The sequence below is a fragment of the Brevibacillus sp. HB1.2 genome (genome assembly GCF_013332495.1).
Lineage (GTDB): Bacteria > Bacillota > Bacilli > Brevibacillales > Brevibacillaceae > Brevibacillus > Brevibacillus porteri.
This window is the reverse complement of the sequence record NZ_JABMIU010000004.1, coordinates 81,745-100,686: the sequence shown is the minus strand read 5'-3', so window position 1 is coordinate 100,686 and position 18,942 is coordinate 81,745. Positions and strand designations below refer to the sequence as shown.

The 18,942-nt window shown below is 48.1% G+C and carries 20 protein-coding genes; 10 read left to right on the top strand and 10 right to left on the bottom strand.

What is annotated here, in order from left to right:
- The first annotated feature begins 95 nt into the window (after positions 1-95).
- A complete protein-coding gene (locus tag HPY28_RS12005) occupies positions 96-1,214 on the top strand; it encodes a PQQ-dependent sugar dehydrogenase (protein WP_017250037.1) in 1,119 nt (372 codons plus the stop codon).
- On the opposite strand, the gene HPY28_RS12000 is transcribed toward HPY28_RS12005, so the two are convergent.
- The 3 genes from HPY28_RS12000 to HPY28_RS11990 are packed head-to-tail and all read right to left on the bottom strand — an operon-like array spanning position 1,186 to position 5,366.
- Entirely contained in the window at positions 1,186-2,442 is a 1,257-nt protein-coding gene (locus HPY28_RS12000; protein ID WP_174230627.1) for an MFS transporter, read from the bottom strand. The genes HPY28_RS12005 and HPY28_RS12000 overlap by 29 nt on opposite strands.
- A gap of 57 nt (positions 2,443-2,499) precedes the next feature.
- Positions 2,500-3,645, bottom strand: coding sequence for a winged helix-turn-helix domain-containing protein (locus tag HPY28_RS11995; RefSeq protein ID WP_174230626.1), 1,146 nt, complete (start codon positions 3,643-3,645; stop codon positions 2,500-2,502).
- A complete protein-coding gene (locus HPY28_RS11990; RefSeq protein ID WP_017250040.1) occupies positions 3,636-5,366 on the bottom strand; it encodes a sigma-54 interaction domain-containing protein in 1,731 nt (576 codons plus the stop codon). The genes HPY28_RS11995 and HPY28_RS11990 overlap by 10 nt, the downstream gene beginning before the upstream one ends.
- A gap of 201 nt (positions 5,367-5,567) precedes the next feature.
- On the opposite strand from HPY28_RS11990, the gene HPY28_RS11985 reads away from it, so the two are divergent.
- The 7 genes from HPY28_RS11985 to HPY28_RS11955 all read left to right on the top strand — a co-directional run bounded on the left by HPY28_RS11985 (position 5,568) and on the right by HPY28_RS11955 (position 12,995).
- The gene (locus HPY28_RS11985; RefSeq protein ID WP_017250041.1) at positions 5,568-6,488 is read left to right on the top strand and encodes a proline dehydrogenase family protein; all 921 of its coding nucleotides are present in this window, start codon (positions 5,568-5,570) and stop codon (positions 6,486-6,488) included.
- A gap of 75 nt (positions 6,489-6,563) precedes the next feature.
- A complete protein-coding gene (locus tag HPY28_RS11980) occupies positions 6,564-7,493 on the top strand; it encodes a DNA-3-methyladenine glycosylase family protein (protein WP_017250042.1) in 930 nt (309 codons plus the stop codon).
- Positions 7,494-7,612: 119 nt separating this feature from the next.
- Positions 7,613-8,947: a branched-chain amino acid transport system II carrier protein gene (gene brnQ / locus HPY28_RS11975; protein WP_017250043.1), complete on the top strand. Its 1,335-nt coding sequence runs from the start codon at positions 7,613-7,615 to the stop codon at positions 8,945-8,947.
- A 195-nt stretch (positions 8,948-9,142) separates the two neighbouring features.
- Positions 9,143-9,841, top strand: a complete 699-nt coding sequence (locus tag HPY28_RS11970) for a response regulator transcription factor (protein WP_174225073.1) — start codon at positions 9,143-9,145, stop codon at positions 9,839-9,841.
- Positions 9,841-11,277, top strand: a complete 1,437-nt coding sequence (locus HPY28_RS11965) for a sensor histidine kinase (protein ID WP_174230625.1) — start codon at positions 9,841-9,843, stop codon at positions 11,275-11,277. The genes HPY28_RS11970 and HPY28_RS11965 overlap by 1 nt, the downstream gene beginning before the upstream one ends.
- 155 nt (positions 11,278-11,432) lie before the next feature.
- A complete protein-coding gene (locus tag HPY28_RS11960) occupies positions 11,433-11,783 on the top strand; it encodes a hypothetical protein (protein WP_174225075.1) in 351 nt (116 codons plus the stop codon).
- Positions 11,784-11,975: 192 nt separating this feature from the next.
- A complete protein-coding gene (locus HPY28_RS11955; protein WP_174230624.1) occupies positions 11,976-12,995 on the top strand; it encodes a S66 family peptidase in 1,020 nt (339 codons plus the stop codon).
- Positions 12,996-13,060: 65 nt separating this feature from the next.
- Here the strand turns inward: HPY28_RS11955 and HPY28_RS11950 are convergent, their stop codons facing one another.
- The 3 genes from HPY28_RS11950 to HPY28_RS11940 form a co-directional block, all read right to left on the bottom strand.
- Positions 13,061-13,999: a DMT family transporter gene (locus tag HPY28_RS11950; RefSeq protein WP_174225077.1), complete on the bottom strand. Its 939-nt coding sequence runs from the start codon at positions 13,997-13,999 to the stop codon at positions 13,061-13,063.
- A gap of 146 nt (positions 14,000-14,145) precedes the next feature.
- On the bottom strand, positions 14,146-14,664 hold the full coding sequence (locus HPY28_RS11945) for a GNAT family N-acetyltransferase (protein ID WP_173622745.1): 519 nt from the start codon (positions 14,662-14,664) through the stop codon (positions 14,146-14,148).
- On the bottom strand, positions 14,661-15,116 hold the full coding sequence (locus HPY28_RS11940; protein ID WP_017250050.1) for a DinB family protein: 456 nt from the start codon (positions 15,114-15,116) through the stop codon (positions 14,661-14,663). Before HPY28_RS11940 ends, HPY28_RS11945 begins: the two co-directional genes overlap by 4 nt.
- A gap of 141 nt (positions 15,117-15,257) precedes the next feature.
- Between HPY28_RS11940 and HPY28_RS11935 the strand changes: the two genes are divergently transcribed.
- Entirely contained in the window at positions 15,258-15,668 is a 411-nt protein-coding gene (locus HPY28_RS11935) for an acyl-CoA thioesterase (RefSeq protein ID WP_174230623.1), read from the top strand.
- Positions 15,669-15,673: 5 nt separating this feature from the next.
- Here the strand turns inward: HPY28_RS11935 and HPY28_RS11930 are convergent, their stop codons facing one another.
- On the bottom strand, positions 15,674-15,949 hold the full coding sequence (locus HPY28_RS11930) for a hypothetical protein (RefSeq protein ID WP_026043211.1): 276 nt from the start codon (positions 15,947-15,949) through the stop codon (positions 15,674-15,676).
- A gap of 98 nt (positions 15,950-16,047) precedes the next feature.
- Here HPY28_RS11930 and HPY28_RS11925 point away from each other — a divergent pair, with 98 nt between their 5' ends.
- Positions 16,048-16,752 (top strand): HAD family hydrolase, encoded by a 705-nt coding sequence (locus HPY28_RS11925; RefSeq protein ID WP_174225079.1) that lies wholly within the window; start codon positions 16,048-16,050, stop codon positions 16,750-16,752.
- A 272-nt stretch (positions 16,753-17,024) separates the two neighbouring features.
- On the opposite strand, the gene HPY28_RS11920 is transcribed toward HPY28_RS11925, so the two are convergent.
- From HPY28_RS11920 to HPY28_RS11910, 3 genes are read right to left on the bottom strand one after another with little or no spacing between them, the layout of a single operon-like run.
- The gene (locus tag HPY28_RS11920; RefSeq protein WP_017250054.1) at positions 17,025-17,222 is read right to left on the bottom strand and encodes a hypothetical protein; all 198 of its coding nucleotides are present in this window, start codon (positions 17,220-17,222) and stop codon (positions 17,025-17,027) included.
- Positions 17,212-18,132, bottom strand: coding sequence for an ABC transporter ATP-binding protein (locus HPY28_RS11915; RefSeq protein ID WP_174230622.1), 921 nt, complete (start codon positions 18,130-18,132; stop codon positions 17,212-17,214). The genes HPY28_RS11920 and HPY28_RS11915 overlap by 11 nt, the downstream gene beginning before the upstream one ends.
- Positions 18,132-18,845, bottom strand: a complete 714-nt coding sequence (locus HPY28_RS11910) for an ABC transporter permease (RefSeq protein ID WP_174230621.1) — start codon at positions 18,843-18,845, stop codon at positions 18,132-18,134. Before HPY28_RS11910 ends, HPY28_RS11915 begins: the two co-directional genes overlap by 1 nt.
- Positions 18,846-18,942: the final 97 nt, after the last annotated feature.

The following is an 18,942-nucleotide window of genomic DNA, read 5'->3' as shown; positions in this document are numbered from 1 at the left end:
GCAGTGAAAAAAGGATCATAAGCGTACATTCGCGAAGCTTTGTCTAAATGCTTCCTGGTTCCTACTGGAAAATCGCACAGGGAGGAAAACGTGAGATGTGGAAAAAATGGATGGTGTGTGTTCTTACCTTGATCTTGAGTATGCCGGTTGTGGCCTGTGAGGCGAATCCCGCTCCTGAGTCGCAGCCAGCTCAACAGACTCTTCCATATCGGATGGAGGTAGTGGCTGATCAGTTGGCTGTGCCGTGGGCGATGGATATAGCCTCGGATGGTCGAATCTTTTTCACAGAGCGACCAGGAAGAGTGCGAGTGATCCAGTCAGGCAAGCTGTTGCCGGATCCGCTCATCTCATTCCCTGCCCCGTTCATCAGCGAGGGAGAGGGCGGGCTGTTGGGCCTTGTGCTCGATCCTGATTTTGCGAATAACCACTACTTGTACGTTTACCATACATACAAAGAGGGAGAGGCTATTTTCAATCGTGTTCTGCGACTGCGAGAAGCAAATCATGCAGCACAGATTGACAAGGTACTCCTCGATAAAATCCCGGGAAGCTCGATCCACAACGGAGGACGGATTAAAATCGGTCCGGATCAGCGTCTTTATATTACGACAGGCGATGCGCATGAGCCGATGATTGCGCAAGATCGGGCAAGTCTCGCCGGAAAAATTTTGCGCATCAATCTGGATGGAACCATTCCTGCCGACAATCCTTTTTCTGGCTCACCTGTATACAGCTATGGACATCGTAATCCGCAAGGCATCGCATGGCATCCGGATACAGGAATACTCTACAGCTCGGAGCACGGCCAGACTGCACATGATGAGATTAATCGGATCGAGCCAGGCGCAAATTACGGCTGGCCGGTCATTTCTGGTGAACAGCAAAAAGAGGGGATGAAAACCCCCCTCCTGCAAAGCGGTGATACGACATGGGCTCCTTCTGGCATGACGTTTGTATCCAAAGGGCCGTGGAAAGGACAACTGCTCGTAGCGAACCTCAGGGGTACGCAGCTTCAGAAAATTAGCTTAGACGCTACTCGACCTGATACGGTATTGGAGGCTGCTACTTTGTTCCAAGACGAGTTCGGACGATTGCGCGATGTGGTCGAAGGAAAAGACGGCGCACTCTATTTGTTGACCAACAACCGCGATGGTCGTGGAAATCCGAGAGAAGGGGACGATAAAATTATCCGACTCGTTCCGATCCAGCCGTAGCGGTAGCAACAGCCACGTCTTTTGTTCGTTTCCCCCAAATCCATTGTTGTAAGAGAACAGCGCCTCCACCAATCGTAGCGATTAACATTCCGACCCATAAAAAAGCAGTGTTTGGACCCCAGATGGTCATAATGACGCCACCGAGCAACGGAGCAATAATGAAAGTAGCGCTCGTCAATGAATCGATAATTCCCCTCACACGGCCCAGTGCTTGCGGGGGGCTTTCTTTTTGTACCAGATAATTGGCGCCGACCGAAGTCAGACCTGTTCCGATTCCTGCCAATAAAGCGGGAATCAGCAGCCAATACATGCCAGCACCAGCCTGGAAAAATCCAATCCACGAAAAGCTAATTCCGATGAGCAATACGCCACCGCCCAGCACCCACCCGTAGGAACGCATCTCTTTTAAACGATGTAGCCAGGTGACAGTAACAAGTGCGCCTAATCCAATGACACTGACTGTAAACCCGAGCATTTCCGGATTGTCGGGCAGCTTCTCGCGGAAGATCACGGGAAACTGTGTATCCGCCAATTGAATCGCCAACGAGGTAACGGTTGCGAAGATCGTGCTGAACAACAGGACACGGTTTTGCAAAAAGATCCGCCATCCCTCTTGCCATGCTTGACGGTAAGGGAGAGGCTGCTCTTCTACGGATGTACGAGACAACGTATTCTCCACTTTCCGAATCATGAACAGAAATCCAGTAGAGAGAAGGAAGGTCGAAGCATTAATCATCAGACAAATGGCAGGTGCAAAAACGGCCGCTACCAATCCTCCGGCAAGTGGACCAATCAATTTCCCCATCTGATATACGGCTCCATTCAAAGCAGAGGCTTGTAACAATTGATTCTCAGGTACGATTTGACGCGTCAAGGTCTGTTGCGCTGGATCATTGAAGACAGAGGCACCTGAACGCAGGGCAATGACCACCAGGAACCAGAGTGGAGTAGGCATGGCAAGCAGGAGCAGAGTGAGAGCAGCCTGAATGATATTCATGGTCATGATCATACGTACCTTGTTCACGCGGTCTGCAAGCACCCCGGCAAACTGCCCGAGCAAAATGCTTGGAGCCGCATAGGCAACCGGCAGGAGAGCCATGGTCATCGGATCAACCTTCCACACAAATCCTAATAGGATGGATACCGCAATAAAATCAAACCAATCGCCAAGCGTAGACAGTCCGTAAGAGATGAACAGTGTGCGAAACGTTCTATTTTCCTTTAACAAAAAAATCCCTCCATCGATCTGTTAACTCGATGATAAAAGGGATTTGTCAGAGGAATATCAGATAGTCGATGGGATGATGGCACGAATCTTTTTCTGCAAGTAGTCAAACTGGTACTCTTCGGATAATTCCGCCCACATTTTCTGGTATTTGCGCTCCCATTCTGCATCATAGCCGAAGTTTTTTAAGAACAACAAGATCATTTGTACGCCATAAATCAGATGGGGGACAAACTTAGTACTTCGTACTACTTCCAGACCTTCATCGACCAATCGGCGCGCCTTGGCAATCTCCTGTCGATGGTACAGACAAAGGCCGCGCGCAATGGTAAAGCTGCCGAGCTCACGCTGCATAGGGAGTTCTTGCAAGATTTCCTCAGAGCGTTGAATGACTTTCTCAGCTTCGTCACTCTCACCCATGAGTAGATACAGGAGGGCCTCTACTGCTTGAAAAAAGAGTCGAAAGCCGGGTGAATTGACTCGGTCGACAACCTCTCTAGCAGGTATCAGCTGTTTTTTGGCTCGCTCCCACTCTTTGGCTTGGGCGTAGACACTGATTGCGGTGATTTGTAGCTCATCCTGATAATTTTCAGGCATACTTTTCGCGTTTTCCAGAGCCCATTGTAAAATTTCTACTGTTTTTTGCGAGTCAAGTTCCGTCATATGGTACAAATGGAACATATAAAACAGCTTGTCGGAAATGGGTGTAGCTTTATCCTCTACAAACCAGTTGAAGTCACCGACAACAAATCGCAAAAAGGTAGCGTAAAATGGGTCCATCTGAATGCCCAGTACCTTCTGATGAGTATAAAGGGTCTGCAACGCGGCCCCCATTCCCATACCGTGATAGGTGCTCAGCATTTTATTGATGGTTTCTGAGAAATTGCTGTTCAATATCGTTGGACTAGGTGATTTCTGCTCTTTTAGCGTAAGCCGATAGCCGACTCCTCGGACCGTATCAATCGTGAGCAGATGCGACCACTTTTGTAATTTTTTCCGCAAGCGGTAAATGTGATCGTCGACAGTACGGTCAGTAGGCTCTTCCAGCGGCCAGACGCGATCCAGCAAATCACTCCTTGAAAAGGACCGATTTTTCCACGTGTACAGAAATTGAAACAAGGCGTATTCCTTCGGCAAAAGGACAATCGTTTCCCCGGCATAATGGATTTGATACGTATTATCATCCGACCATGTGATCAATCCCATTTGAAAGACTCCTCGTTTATATTGAACTTCTTCATTTTATTGTAAAGGGTTCCGCGAGATACGCCGAGCAGCTCGGCTGCTGCCTTTTTGTTGCCATACGTGCGCTCCAATGCTGCCAGAATGCGCTCTTTTTCGTTCACAGGTGGAGCAGTGTACGCAATCGACGGACGTAGGATTGACGGCGGCGTCGGAGTCGGCGGCGCATACGTTCCCCCAATCGGTGTGTGCACAGAAACTTGGGTGGGTTCTGCGTGGCTGCGAATGACAGTCGGCAGATGCTCAGGCAATATAACACCGTTTTCTTGCAGGATCGACAGACGTTCGATGACGTTGCGAAGCTGTCGGATGTTCCCAGGCCAATTGTACTCGAACAACGCTTGCATGACCTCGGGAGAGATGCGTGGTACGGAGTGGTCATGGGCCACGGAATACTCATGAATGAAAATTTGCACGAGCTCTGGCAAATCTTCGCGTCGTTCACGCAGCGGCGGGATTTCCAGAGAAAAGACGTTCAGCCGATAATACAAATCCTCGCGAAAACGACCGTCTGCAACCATTTGCTCCAGCTGTCTGTTTGTCGCTGCTACGATCCGTGTGTTAACGGTGATCGGCTCTGTTCCGCCTACGCGGTAAAACTGCCGTTCCTGTAAGGCACGAAGCAGCTTGACCTGCAACTCTAGCGGCAGCTCCCCAATTTCATCGAGGAAAAGCGTCCCGCCATGCGCCAGCTCCAGCTTGCCAGGCTTGCCTTTTTTCTCGGCTCCAGTAAAAGCACCGCCCTGATAGCCAAACAGCTCACTTTCGAACAGCGCAGCAGGAATGGCACCGCAGTTGATCGCGATAAAAGGCTTCTCATGTCGGCGACTTGCCTGATGAATCGCTTTGGCAAACAGTTCCTTCCCGACGCCGCTTTCTCCATAAATGAGTACAGTCGCATCCGTCTGCGCCACTTTTTTTGCGGAACCAATAGCGGATTGTATCGAGGCGGAATGCCCTTTGATTGCATAAAAAGGATCGTCTGCTGCCTGAAACCGACTCATCTCTTGCTGTAAATTGTGGAGATGGGCCGTCGTATGTGCTAATTCTTCATTGAGACGAACCAGCTCAGTAATATCCTGTTCAATGGAAATCGCGCCGATAATTTCACCCTCGCGGCGAATCGGTGCCGCATTAATGAGTACATGACTATCAGGACGAGGAATGTGATAGACACGTTGAACAGATGTCCCTTGACGCAGGGCATCGAGCAGGCGGATCGATTCACTGGCGAAGTGCTCATCGAGAGAAGTTCCGACGACTTGCTCGCGATCGATTTCATAAATGGTTTCTGCTGCCCGATTCCAGTGTTGGACAACGTTGCGGGAGTCCACGATAGTGACGGCCTCACTCATCGTACCCATCAAGGTACTGAGCAGGGCAGACTGGTTTTGGGTCAACACGACAAAGGCAGTCATGAGCTGGTATGGCTCAACCATTCCCGTCGGAGTCCCTTGTTCATCCACGATGACGAGTGTAGGCAGATCGGAAACGCCTGGGCCAGCGAGAATGTGGCTGATGGATTGTTCGAGCGTAGTTGTAGGAGAAACGATGACGACTCTGCCTTTTTGTTCTTTATCAACCCATTCACCTAGGGTTTCACCTGCGCGTATTTTGACCATATCAGGTGGAATCGGAATCGCAAAGAAAGAGAGTGTACTGTCCAACGAAAATAACGGTTTCAAATTGTCACCTCTTATCCAAACTAACAGGAAAAGGGATCGTCCCTGTTGTACATCTAATCAAAAGTGTACAAGAATAAACACGCAATGTACATATGTGTTGAAAGTGTCGTAGAGACATCACGATAGCGCTTACGAGAATAAGTTGGCATGATTCATGCTAGTAGAAGTGGACAGAGTACGTTGAGGAGGAGACAGTCAACGATGGAACAAGCTATGAAGGATTTCTTTCTATTTTTATCTAAAAACAAAACCTTAAATTCTGCCGCGAAAAAGTGGGGTCTGCGCTTTGGAGCGAGTCGCTTTGTATCCGGTCAAACCATTGCGGAGGCAATTAGCGCCGTACGTAAGCTGAATCAGCAAGGTCTCGTGTGCACGCTGGATCATCTGGGCGAATTCGTGTTCAGTGTAGAGGAAGCAAACGAGTCTGCTGACTATTGCATCAAAACGCTGGAAGCGATCCACCAATCCGGTGTCGATTGCAATCTCTCGTTGAAAATGACTTCGCTTGGCCTGGACATCAGTCGTGAGCTCTGCATGAACAACATGAGACGCATTTTGGATTCGGCTAAGAAAAACGGAAACATTTTCGTTCGTATCGACATGGAGGACTATGCACACAATCACGTGACCATGGAGATTCTGAACGAATTACTGCAAGAGTACGACAACGTAGGAACCGTTATTCAGGCGTATCTCTACAAAGCAGCGGATGATATCGACAGCCTGAAGGACAAAAAAGTGAACTTCCGTCTCGTAAAAGGAGCTTACAAGGAGTCTCCTGAAGTCGCTTACCCGAACAAGCCAGATGTAGATGAGAACTACAAGAAAATCATCAAGCAGCATCTGTTGAACGGCGGGTATGCTGCTGTAGCAACCCATGATGACAACATTATTGATTTTGTGAAAAAGCTGGAAAAGGAACACAACATCCCGCGCACACAGTTTGAATTTCAAATGCTGTATGGCATTCGTACGCAGTCCCAAATTGACTTGGCTCGCGAAGGCTATAAAATGCGTGTTTATGTACCGTATGGAAACGACTGGTACGGATATTTCATGCGCCGTTTGGCAGAAAGTCCGGCAAACGTAAAATTTGTTCTCAAAGGGATGTTTACGAAATAAGTTTTGCAAAGTATACTTGACACCTTCGGAGGATTCTCCGGAGGTTTTTATTTTATCTGGAAAGGTGAGAGTCTTGTGAATTGTTCGATTATTCCGCTTACTCCCCCGTATTCTTTTGACCGGTTGCTTCGGCGTCTTGAGACACATCCAGATACGCAGATACGTGTGAATAAAGAAAAAAATAGCCTAGAGCGCGTCTTTCGTATTGGCTTACGGCCTGTTCTGGTCCATATGCAATTTGTGGGTAGCTTGGAAGAACCCGTATTGCACTACGAGACACAGGCGATTTTGTCCACGACAGACCAGCAGCTGCTAGAAAAAATGATCCGCCGTACTTTTAGTGCCGATTTGGATCTATCCGTTATTTACGAGCAAATGAGGGCGGAAAAGGAACTCGCCATTCTGACCGAGCGGTTTCGTGGTCTTCGTCTTATGCTGGATGCAGATTTATTTCAGTGTATGGTCAAGACCATTATCGGGCAGCAGATCAATCTGACCTTTGCAGCCAATTTGACCGAAAGGCTGGTGACACTGGCAGGTGACCCAGTAGAAAACCCAAACGGCGAGGGCCTCATCGCTTTTCCGACTCCTGACGCGGTAGCGAGATTGACTGTAGAGGATTTGCGTACACTGCAATTTAGTCAGCGAAAAGCAGAGTATATTATCGATTTCGCCCGTGCCATTGTGAATGAAACGATAGATTTGGAAAGACTATGGACAATGGGTGACGAGGAAATCATTACGTACCTCACTTCGCTGCGAGGAATTGGACGGTGGACAGTAGAGTGCCTTCTCATGTTTGGGATGGGGCGTCCAGACTTGTTGCCGGCTGCTGATATCGGTTTGCGAAATGGAATTGTTCACCTCTATGGAATGAATTCGAAGCCAAATGAAAACGATATTCGCAAGATAGGGGAAAAGTGGGCTCCATGGCGTAGTATCTATTGTCTCTACGTATGGGAAGCAGTGGGGGCGATCAAGAGAAAAGAGGTATTTGACCTGTAAAAACTTTCATTTTTAACAAAAGTTCAATAATTTTAAAAAATTAAAGGTTGAATAATGAGTTAATTTTAAGTTATACTAATGAAAATTTTATTTTATTAAACAATATTGAGAGGATTCATATGAAAGAACTTTCAACGAAAGAAACAATTACAATTGGTTTGATGCTGTTTGCCCTATTCTTTGGAGCAGGGAACATGATTTTTCCGCCAGCTCTAGGACAAGCTGCAGGAGATAATGTTTGGGTCGCGATGGCTGGCTTTTTGATTACTGGTGTAGGTCTGCCTTTACTGGGAATCATTGCGGTAGGCTTGGCTGGTGGTAATTTGCAGACGATGGCGTCAAGAGTCCATCCAATGTTTGCAGTTGTGTTCACCTTTATTGTGTATCTGTCGATTGGTCCATTCATGGCGATTCCGCGGACAGGTACAGTAACCTTTGAGATGGGCGTGTTGCCGTATTTGCCTGAATCCATGAAAGGCAGTTGGGTACCGCTTTTTGTGACCACGATCGTCTATTTTGCCATCACCTTCTGGTTGAGTCTGAACCCGAGCAAGCTGGTGGATCGAATCGGTAAAATCTTAACACCTGCTCTTTTGATCATTATTGGTCTGATGTTTGTCAAATCACTCATTTCGCCTTTGGGTGAGGTAGGACAGCCGACAGGCGCCTATCAGGATACAGCATTTTTCAAAGGATTTATCGAAGGCTATCTGACGCTAGATGCGTTGGCTGCGATGGTATTTGGTCTGGTAGTAACATCGGCTGTTCAGGATAGAGGTATCATCGATCGCAAAAAAGTGATGTGGTCCACGATCAAAGCCGGAATCCTCGCCGCTACGGGTCTCGGACTCGTATACCTTGCCCTCAGCTATCTGGGAGCGACGAGTGTTTCGATTGCGAAATCGGCAAACGGCGGTCAGATCTTAACTGGGGTTGTGCTGCAACTGTTCGGTCCATTAGGCTCACTCCTGCTGGGAGCAGCTGTTACGCTTGCTTGCCTCACCACTTCTGTTGGGCTCGTCACAGCGTGCAGTCAATTTTTCTCGAGTCGTATTCCTAGCATTTCCTACAAGAAAATGGCTGTGATCCTGTGTGCGTTCAGTGCTGCGGTAGCAAACGTAGGCTTGACGCAGCTGATTACCTTCTCAGTGCCTGTCTTGATGGCGATTTATCCGCTGGCGATTGTGCTGATGCTGCTGACGTTTTGTGATCGGATGTTCAATGGACATCGTGCTGTATACGTAGGCGCGATCACGGCAACGGCTGTCATCAGTCTGTTGGATGGAGCATCTCAGCTTGGATTGTCTATCGACTCTCTGACGCCATTCTTGGAACAATTGCCACTGTACAAAGTAGGAATTGGTTGGCTGGTGCCAGCTTTTGCAGGCGCACTGTTAGGGTTGTTGTGGGCTAGCCTCACACGCAGTGTTCCGATTGTAAGAGAAACGAAGTAAAGAATAAAGAGCGAGTGGGCTTTAGGTCTACTCGCTTTTTTCATGTCGCAAACAATTCTTGTCCTGCTTTTACCAGCTGCATAGGACTTCTATCCGTCCACAATACGGGTGATCTATGTTACCATGGAAAAACGTAAATTGTCTGAACGACATGTTTCATTTTATGTCGTTTTGAAAGAAGGGAGGTTATTGGCTATGTCCACGATGAAAGTCTTGGTTGCCGATGACGATCCAAACGTACGCGAAATTATTCGCCTTTATTTTGAAAAACAACAAATCGAGCTCATCTCAGCAACAGATGGAAGAGAAGCTCTTGAGATGATGGAAAAGGAACAGCCGGATGTGGTCATTCTCGATGTCATGATGCCACAAGTGGACGGCTTTGAAGCATGTCGGGAAATCCGCAAGAAGTGGGATACGCCGATTATTATGCTGACGGCAAAGGATGAGGAGTTTGATCGTGTACTCGGCTTGGAGCTCGGAGCGGATGATTACGTAACGAAGCCGTTTAGTCCACGTGAGATCGTTGCTCGTATCCGCGCGATTATGCGCAGATTGCAGCCAAAGCCAAGAGTAGAAGATGAGGCAGTGCTTCGGACCTTTACTTTTGATCAATTGACGATTGACCTGGATAAACGAGAAGTAATCGTTGCCGGGGAAAAAGTGAGCTTTCGCCCGAAGGAGTTTGATCTGCTAGTTCAACTTGTCAAATCTCCGGGAAGTGTATGGTCACGGGAGCAATTGCTGGAACAAGTGTGGGGCTTCGATTATTTTGGCGATGTTCGAACGATCGATGTTCATATTAAAAAGATCAGACAGCGTTTAGATAAGCTCCCTTATGAATGCATTCAAACAGTTTGGGGGATCGGCTATAAGTTTGGGGTGGATAACTGATGCTAGGCATGTCGAAAAGTATCTATCGCAGACTGCTGGTCAGCTTTTTGGCTACCGTTTTGGTGGGGCTGGGGATTACCGGTATCGTTCTCTCCTTTTTTACGAAGGAGTACATCTACAATGCCAAGGAAGAAGAGCTTTTGCGGATGGCGAAAAAAGTGAATGCCGCTATCCATAACAGTAATGAAGTAAACAAACAGCTCTTGGACAAGCTGGCGATGCTGGACGAGTCATTTGATACCCGCATCTGGTTATTTGATTCGAAAGGAAAAATCGTCGCGACTTCGATGAAGGATGAGATGCTTACGGGCAAGTCCGTGGCAGTTTCCATCGCGGGTAACGTGCTTCACGGAAAAAGCGCGGTAACCGAGCTGCAAATCGAAGGTCTGGATGACCCGATGCTGTCGGTCTCCGTCCCGTGGGGCGAGGGCGAAAACGTTTATGGCGGAATTATTTTGCATGCGCCGATTGAAGGAATTGAGAAAACCTTTGGTCAAATGCGCGAGTCGATTCTGTGGGCGACATTGTTTGGGGTGCTTCTTTCTACGATCATGGTTTCGTATTTGTCATGGTCAATCTCCCGCCCATTGCGAACCATTGAGAGAACAGCGGCTGAAATTGGTCGCGGGAATTATGCAGAGCGCGTTCAGGTCGATACGTCTGACGAGATCAGCGACTTGGCGCAAACGATCAATACAATGGCACAGAAGCTGGAAAAGGTAGAGCAGGAGCGTCATCATCTGGAGCAAGTGCGCAATGATTTTTTGGCGAATGTCTCCCATGAATTGCGGACGCCTCTCACCGCGATCCAAGGTTTTCTCGAGGCGTTGCAAGACGGCTTGGTAGAAGAAGAAGAGGCTCGACAGAAGTATTACGCTGTGATGTACACCGAAACGATGCAAGTGAATCGCTTGGTGGATGACCTGATGGACTTGATGAAGCTGGAGAACAACGAAGTAAATCTGGCCAAATTCCCTGTCGATGTGGCAGATGTCATGAATCGGGTTGCTTTTTCCTTCCATCAAGAAGCAGAGGAAAAAGGGCTTCGCATGGGAGTAGAGGTAGAGGACGAGCTTCCGCGAATTTATGCTGACAAGGACCGGATCGCGCAAATTCTGAAAAATCTGGTGAAGAATGCGCTCAAGTTTACGACTACAGGTGAAATTCGCATGCGTGCTTCGCTGGAAGAGGAATACGTACAGATTCAAGTGATCGATACAGGGATGGGGATTGCCGCAGATGACCTGGATCGCATCTGGGAACGTTTTTTCAAAGTGGATCGGGGACGTTCCAAGAACAATAAAGGGACAGGACTTGGACTCGCCATTGTAAAAGAGCTGGTAGAACTGCATGATGGCAAATGTAGAGTAGAGAGCACGCCTGGGAAAGGCAGTACTTTTACGATATGGCTTCCAAGGATTAAGCCGGAGAACTAAAGCATGATCCACTCCAAATGATCATGGTCATACTTTTTTCATATTTTGATCATCGTTTTTTCCCACTTTCCTTACAGAATGGTTATCTTTGTCCGTTACGATATAGGTGTGACAGCGAGAAGGTCACGAAGCCAAGGAATGAAAGGGGAATGAACATGAACAAAAAATGGTTCTCCATTGCCACTGTCGCATTACTCCTGTCTGGCAGCTTGGTTGCCTGCTCTGACACAACAGGAACACCTGAACCGGCGACACAATCAGAGGGCACGACAAGCGAAACCGCTCCGGGGTCCTCCACTACTGATAGCGGACAATCGACCGATAGCTCGGTTTCGCAAGATCAGTCTACAACGGATGCCTCTGCGGACAAAGGTTCGTCTACGGAAGCACCTGCGACAGATGCCAATTCTGATGCAGGTACCAGCACTGGATCGCCTGGTGCTGCGGGAACTGACAACAGCGGTTCCACTGGACAGGCTGCAACGACTGACGCCAGCAAGAAGTAATCATTCACGAACTCGAAACACGTTCGTTTGAACTCCTCTACTTCCCTCCCGTTTTATATAACTTGATGACGGCCATAGGTCGTCTTTTTTTTGTCTAAGAAAAGTAGTCGTAGTGATGAGAGCCTGGAAGATACTTTGGTGGTATGTGGTATGATTATCCAAAATCATAGAGAGCGAGCGGGAGGGAGAAGCATGATCACGTATCCATCGTTAAAAAAGGGCGCTACTATAGGGGTAACTGCGCCATCATCTGGTGTACCAGTGTATTTGCATGAACTAATCAGGCTGGCATGCAGTCGTATGGAGAGCAGGGGGTATTCCATCGTTTGCAAAGATACAGTCTGGACACAGGAAAAAGCCAAGTCAGCTCCTGCCACAAAACGCGCAGCCGAATTGAACTCCCTGATGCAAGAGGAAGACGTCGATATCATCATCCCTCCCTGGGGTGGCGAGCTGCTGATTGAGATTTTAGACAAGCTTGATTTTCAGTCCATGCAACCAAAATGGGTGTTAGGCTATTCAGATGTGAGTGTGCTGTTGCTCGCGATTACATTAAAAAAGGGGATGGCTACGGCCCATGGGACGAATCTGGTGGATTTGCGTGGAGCAGATATGGATGAGACGACCTCCATGTGGGAAACGGTTCTGTCAACGAAAGAGGGCGAATCTGTGTTGCAGTACTCTTCCCCGATGTATCAAAAGGAATGGCAGCATACGAATCCTTCGCCGCATATCTTTCACCTGACAGAACCGACTGTATGGAAAACTACAGAGACTACTCCCCACGTAAACATGCAGGGCCGGCTACTTGGCGGCTGTATCGATACCATTCGGCATGTGATCGGCACACCGTATGGGGACGTGCAAACGTTTCAAAAAGAACAGATCGGGAATGAAGCGATCATCTGGTATTTGGAAAACTGTGAGCTTTCTACGACCGATCTGCGCAGATCATTGGTACAGATGAAGCTGGCCGGATGGTTCGATCATTGTGCGGGGATCATGTTTGGGCGCAGTCCAGCGAATCAGGCGGTCGACGGCTATACCGTGGAAGACGTCTATCAGGAGTTGGCTGCTGAGCTGCAAGTTCCTGTCCTCTACGATGTAGATTGCGGGCATATACCGCCACAAATCACGTTTATTAATGGCGCCTTTGCTGAAGTGGAGTTGTCTTTCGAAAAAGGAAGCGTCCGGCAATATTTTCGTCCATAAGCATAAGAAAACGAGGGCTTCCCAACGAATGGGAAGTCCTCGTAGCATGTAAGCATACATGATTTTTAGCCTTGCTTCTCGTTGTAATGGGGGAGAGGATGTTCCTTCGTCGATTCACGTGTTCGCAGAGTGGACAAGGCGACACCAAGGAAAATAAATGCGCCGCCAGCGAAAAAGCCAACACCCAAATGTTCATGTAGCAACAGCCAGCCTAAACATGCACCGACAATGGGCTGAACAAAAAAGAACCCAGCCCCACTCCCTGCGGGCATCAGCTCGAAGCCTTTGTTCCACAAATAAAAAGCACCTGCGGTAGAAATCACCCCGATATAGAGAACGCCTGCCCAGATGTCCCAACCAAATTGCCAGGAGACAGGCGTGACAGACAGCTCCCAAAACATGAGCGGACTCGTAAAGATGATGCCAAACAATGCTACGTAGGTAGTGACTAACAGGGACGAATAGCGTTGCGTTGCCTTTTTGCTGAGAACGGTATACAATCCCCAGCTAATCGCTGCTACGAGCAAAATCAGGTTGCCTGTCAGGGAAGACTGGGCGTCAGCTTGATCTGGAACACCGATGACGATGATCACACCAATCGTCGCTAACAAAATACCCGCTGCCTGCTTCAAATGGATGAGCTCCTTTAGTAGCCAGACCGCAAAAATGGCAATAAAGGCAGGCGATGCGGAGGTAATCAATGCACCCATGTGGGCAGTAGACAGCTTGGTACCAAGAAATTGCGCGGCGATTGAGATCGTGACCCCGACGAATGCGATGGCCATCAGTAGAGGATAATCCTTTTTCGCGACACGCTCCTTGTGAGCAACGGTAAATGCCCCCAACACGACTAAAGCAATGCAAAAGCGAAAAATCAATAGCGTGAACGGTGGAATCACTTCCAACACGACCTTGCTGACTACATAAACACCGCCCCAGATCGCTGCGGCGAGCGTTAGGCAGACAGCACCCAAAAACATTTGCTTCCATTGTGATTGTGACATAACAGGTCCCTCCCGGAATAATGAATCAATCATTCGAGCGTTATTCCGTAGCCGGGAGGCAGTAAGAGAACCGCTTCCTCACCGACTAGGAGAGGAGGGTGGGCACATCATTTTCAAAAAGGCGACGGTTCATATATTTCACCTCCTTACTTTGTAGGGGTTAGCCACTTGGCTACCAGCAGCACCGGTTGTGTCAGACGACCGACTGGTGCCTCCACCTGACGATACTGCTCATAGCCAAGCCGCCCCCAGAAAAGAAGAGTGGGTTCATTATGCGCAATGACACCGTGATGAACATGCTGACTGCCATGTTGGATGCAGTAGTCTTCTATGAGCGCCACTGCCTCTTTTCCAAAGCCCTGCTGCTGATAGTCGGCATGCAGTAGCAAGAGACTAATCCAGCTTTTTGGATCGTTTTCACTGGAGAGGACGATATGGATGACTCCGATGATCGTACCTTCACGAGTAATGGCGAGCCAATGTCCGGAAGGTATGCGTATGGTGGCGTCATATTCGGCTTCCAGTTCAGCAAGACATACTGTACTCATGCCGTTTCGAAGCTGATTGTACTTTGGATTACTGTTGTAGGTGGCGAGTAAGTCGGGTAAGTCCTCGCGCAGCAATTCGCGAATGATGAGCCGCTCACCTGTCAGAATGAGACTCATTGAGGTCCTCCGTACTTGCGGATAAGTCCAATCTGCCCGCCGTGGTAGCCCATATGATAGATCAGACGACCAAGTGCCTGACGGGGAGTCAACGTGGCAATCGGTGCTTCACAGGGGATGTCCCACGCGTCTTTTGGCAGGGTAGCCAGAGAATCCAGCAAGTGGTGGTAGGCAGCCTCTTTGAAAGCAAGCAAGGCAGACAAGTCGGTAAAATTTCCTTCATCCTTTACAGGTCCAATTGTAGTGAGGGTGATTTCGGACGGGATTGCTCTGCCGAAAAACATCATACAGAATCGATATTCAACTTCCGCGATGTGATGAATCAAAAATCCGATAGAATTGGAGCCCGGAGCCAGCTTCCAGCCAAGCTCGGCTTCATTCAAATGGACGAGTGCATCCTGATACCGAGAGCGAGCTGTTTGCAAGGTCGGCAATAGTTCTTGTTCGAACATCCAATCTTCCTTTCTAGTGGTTTATTTTTATTATAGGAAAAAGATCAGGAAAGAACAGCATGATCATTCGGAATATTTTGAATGAATGTTCACTCAGCTAGCTGAATTCGTTATACTGAAGAAAAACAAGGAGTGAGAACGATGGCTCATCGCTATAATTTAACTGTGCGTTCTACTGATATTGATGTAATCGGACATGTAAACAATGCTAAGTATTTAGAGTACATGGAGTGGGCGCGTTTTGAGTGGATATGGGAGCAAGGATTTACACTGGATGAATTGAGGCGACGGTCCATCATGCCGGTAGTGGTCAATATAAATATTAACTACCGCAAAGAGTTGAAGATGCGTGAAGAGGTAACGGCGCTTACTACGGTGATCAAGGTGGGTGAAAAAAGCTTCGTCATCCGCCAGGAGCTGTACAACGCTGCAGAGGTATTAGTGGCGGACGCCGATGTGACAATGGTCATGATCGATGCGAATACACGCCAGTCTATTTCTTTGCCAGTTGAGTTGAAAGAGACACTGCTTGTGGAATTGCCTAAAAGCTAAAGGCATCAGGATGACTTGCGAATGAAATCTCGGCGGAAATTATTCCATTCGAGAGCGCGCAGCGCCAATGTCTCCAAGATACGCTCATGGCGATCTTGACCTTCCTTTAACTCAGCAACATCCTGCTTTAGTTCGGCAACATCGTTTTTTAACTGGTGAACGTCCATAGTCAAAGCTTCCATCTTGGCATCCAATTCGTCCTGCCGATCCATAAGAGCATGAGAAACCAAACGCAACTCATTCATACCCTCTATCAAAATATCCAGTTTTTCGTTAGACATGTTTCCACCTCCTTTTTCCGTTACAATGATCATAACAAAAGACAGAGTCATATGCACAATGAAACAGCAAGAAAAAGGGAAGGGGACGCAACTCAGCCATGTCCAAATTTACAACAATCCTATTTGATCTCGACGACACTCTCTTCGATTTTTCAGCTTGCTGGGAGAAAGGGATGCAGCAGACGATCGCGGCACATGCACTTACAGCAGAACTAGACCAAGAGAAATTCCTTGAGGGTCTGCGGCGCCACGGAGATGATTTGTGGGGCGATGTGATTGCCAAACGCTACGATTTTACGCAATACAGAAGGTTACGTTTTCAGCGAGCCATGGCTGATTGTAACCGACAGATTGAAGTGGAGCAGGTCGACGATTTTCAACGCGCCTATCAGGCGGCATGTATGGATGCAGTCCAGCCAGATGTCACTGTTCAGTCTACCATTGCGAAGTTGGCAGAAGAGCATACGCTAGGGATTGTCACCAATGGCCCTGTCGATATGGCTTTTATCAAAGTGGAGCGGTTGGGTTTGTCTGCGTATTTTCCTCGGGAGCGGGTGTTTATCTCCGAAATCATCGGACATCATAAGCCTGATCTACGCATATATGAACATGTTCGTGAAAAACTCGGTGTTGAGAGCAAACAGGTGCTGTTCGTTGGAGATACGTGGGAGGCAGATGTAGCAGGCGCGATGGACGCAGGCTTCTCAGCGGTTTGGATCAATCCAGGTGGGAAGAAACCTACTTCCGAGCATCAGCCACTCGCTGTCATTGAACGACTGGATCAACTTCTTGCAATCTTGTAGAAAAAAGCAGCCCGTTGCCCCATAGCTGTTTTCGGTGGCAATCGAGCTGCTTTTTTCTAAGTATTTTCTTGCTTCTTTTGTTCCTCACGTTTTGCGTACTGCTTTCTCATGAAAAGGATGAGAGTAACAATAATCAGCCCAATTAAAATCCCAATAGCTCCCGATGAAAGATTTCCCCAAAAGATTTTATACAGTAACATCCCTGTCAGGATAACGGCAAACTCCAGATATCTACTGGCCATGCGAATCTTCCCCCATTTACATGAGCCTGATTATCGATGGTTTCTACTAACCTGATCTTTCATTTTTTCATGATGACTCTTCCTGTACTTTGTGATGAAAAAGATGAGATTGAGGACAATCAGGCCAATCGTGATTGACATACTTCCGGTGGTCACGCTTTTTCCTATCGAGATGTTGAAAAGCAGCATCCCGGATAGAAGCAGGGCAAAAACGAGATTAAGCATCATGAGCTTCTTCCCCCATAAAGATTCGTTCGAGCGAAGGTACTTCAACGTTCACGCCATAAATATCCACGCGTCCCTGAACAAGAGCACGAACGAGGGTTGCCACTTTTTGATCATCATCGACCTGGATCGAGAGACGCCCGTCTTCCCAAATTGTATTGCGCCCGAGTGACTCAATAAAGGTGCGCAGGTTTCCAGAATCCTCTGTAGCAAAAGCCGAGTGGCGCACATGCACAGATCGCCATGCCTGATGGGCAGCTTGCAACTCATCGAGAGTGCCGAGAGAACTGATATTTCCGCTTTTCATGATGGCGATGCGAGTACAGATTTTCTCGACTTCATTCAAATTGTGCGAGGTCATGAAGATCGTTTTTCCTTGTTGATGGAGCTTGCGCAGCAAATTTTGAATATGCAGGGCTGATTCGACGTCTACGCCAGAAGTAGGTTCATCAAGGAAGATGAGCTCTGGGTCTCCGACTAATGCTTGGGCAATCCCCAGCTTCTTTTTCATCCCGAAGGAAAAGGTTTTGGCTTTGCGGGATGCATGCTCCTCAAGCTCAACGGCTGTCAGGATACGCATGCATTCTTCCTTTGTCAGTGTGACGCCTTTTACCTGAGCGAAATAGTGGAGGTGCTCCGCAGGTGAGAGATGGTCGTAGAAGGTGGAGTAATCTGGCAGTACGCCAATTCGTTTTTTCCATCCCTCTGTATGGGCATCTTCTCCAAACATGCGAATGGTGCCTGCTGTCGGAATCAGAATGCCTGTCAGCATATTGATAAAGGTCGATTTTCCTGCGCCGTTTCGACCGAGGAATCCGAAAATCTCCCCGCTGTGCACAGTAAGACTGACGTCATTCACGACCGTGCGATTGCCAAAGCGCTTGTTCAACTGTATGGTCTCGATCATTGCCATTAACAATCCCTCCGTCGGAATAAGTACATAGAAGCGATTAGGAAAGCTGCTGCATAGAGCCATATGAAGCCGGTCCAGGCGCCGCCTTTTTCCATAAATGAAAAGGGTGTCAAATATTTAATCCATGGTGCTGCTGGGTGACTGGAGAAGGTGCTCCACAGACCGAGACCTGGCATAATCAGTGCGATCACAATTCCCAAAAACATCGTGTAGCTGGGGCGAGGTATCACGAGCGAGAGCAGCAGTGCCAGCGAGATGCAATAGATAAGCAGGGATACGCAGAGGTAAAAGGTCTTGGCGTCAAACGTTTGCACGGTGGCGAATACTACGCCAAACGTAATAAGCATGCAGGTTAGCCAGAAGAACGCCACTCCGAGAAATTTCCCTAAAATGATCTGATTACGTGAGGTCCGAGTGACGAGAAAGCGAATCGTCCTGCCCGCTAGCTCACGATTTATGACATCATGGGACAGGCTGAATACAAACAACGGTCCAAACAGCATGATAAGTACAAAGATACCAAGCGCATGTCCCTGCGCTAGCTCCTGTTGTGGTAGAAAGCTTGCTGCCTGATTGACGAGGTCAGAAACCAAGTACGAGATGCCCACGATAAAGGCAACGGTAATTAACGATTTGATACTTTTAAACAACTGAAAAAATTCGTGTTGGCAAATAGCCCACATAGGTGAATCCGCTCCTTTCTCCTTCATCATAATGGCCAGACCTTTCCCCTACTAAAACGCTACCTTACCATTTCCTTATCTTTTTTGTTGGCGTCGTTTCTCATGGTAGAATGAATGACAGCAGGGG

Coding starts and splice junctions, on each gene's coding strand:
- brnQ (WP_017250043.1), top strand. CDS start 7,613: ATGAAAGAACTTTCAACGAAAGAAACAATTACAATTGGTTTGATGCTG.
- HPY28_RS11950 (WP_174225077.1), bottom strand. CDS start 13,999: ATGTCACAATCACAATGGAAGCAAATGTTTTTGGGTGCTGTCTGCCTA.
- HPY28_RS11925 (WP_174225079.1), top strand. CDS start 16,048: ATGTCCAAATTTACAACAATCCTATTTGATCTCGACGACACTCTCTTC.
- HPY28_RS11930 (WP_026043211.1), bottom strand. CDS start 15,949: ATGTCTAACGAAAAACTGGATATTTTGATAGAGGGTATGAATGAGTTG.
- HPY28_RS12005 (WP_017250037.1), top strand. CDS start 96: ATGTGGAAAAAATGGATGGTGTGTGTTCTTACCTTGATCTTGAGTATG.
- HPY28_RS11955 (WP_174230624.1), top strand. CDS start 11,976: ATGATCACGTATCCATCGTTAAAAAAGGGCGCTACTATAGGGGTAACT.
- HPY28_RS11920 (WP_017250054.1), bottom strand. CDS start 17,222: ATGATGCTTAATCTCGTTTTTGCCCTGCTTCTATCCGGGATGCTGCTT.
- HPY28_RS11985 (WP_017250041.1), top strand. CDS start 5,568: ATGGAACAAGCTATGAAGGATTTCTTTCTATTTTTATCTAAAAACAAA.
- HPY28_RS11935 (WP_174230623.1), top strand. CDS start 15,258: ATGGCTCATCGCTATAATTTAACTGTGCGTTCTACTGATATTGATGTA.
- HPY28_RS11945 (WP_173622745.1), bottom strand. CDS start 14,664: ATGAGTCTCATTCTGACAGGTGAGCGGCTCATCATTCGCGAATTGCTG.
- HPY28_RS11960 (WP_174225075.1), top strand. CDS start 11,433: ATGAACAAAAAATGGTTCTCCATTGCCACTGTCGCATTACTCCTGTCT.
- HPY28_RS11910 (WP_174230621.1), bottom strand. CDS start 18,845: ATGATGAAGGAGAAAGGAGCGGATTCACCTATGTGGGCTATTTGCCAA.
- HPY28_RS11965 (WP_174230625.1), top strand. CDS start 9,841: ATGCTAGGCATGTCGAAAAGTATCTATCGCAGACTGCTGGTCAGCTTT.
- HPY28_RS11970 (WP_174225073.1), top strand. CDS start 9,143: ATGTCCACGATGAAAGTCTTGGTTGCCGATGACGATCCAAACGTACGC.
- HPY28_RS11940 (WP_017250050.1), bottom strand. CDS start 15,116: ATGTTCGAACAAGAACTATTGCCGACCTTGCAAACAGCTCGCTCTCGG.
- HPY28_RS11915 (WP_174230622.1), bottom strand. CDS start 18,132: ATGGCAATGATCGAGACCATACAGTTGAACAAGCGCTTTGGCAATCGC.
- HPY28_RS11995 (WP_174230626.1), bottom strand. CDS start 3,645: ATGGGATTGATCACATGGTCGGATGATAATACGTATCAAATCCATTAT.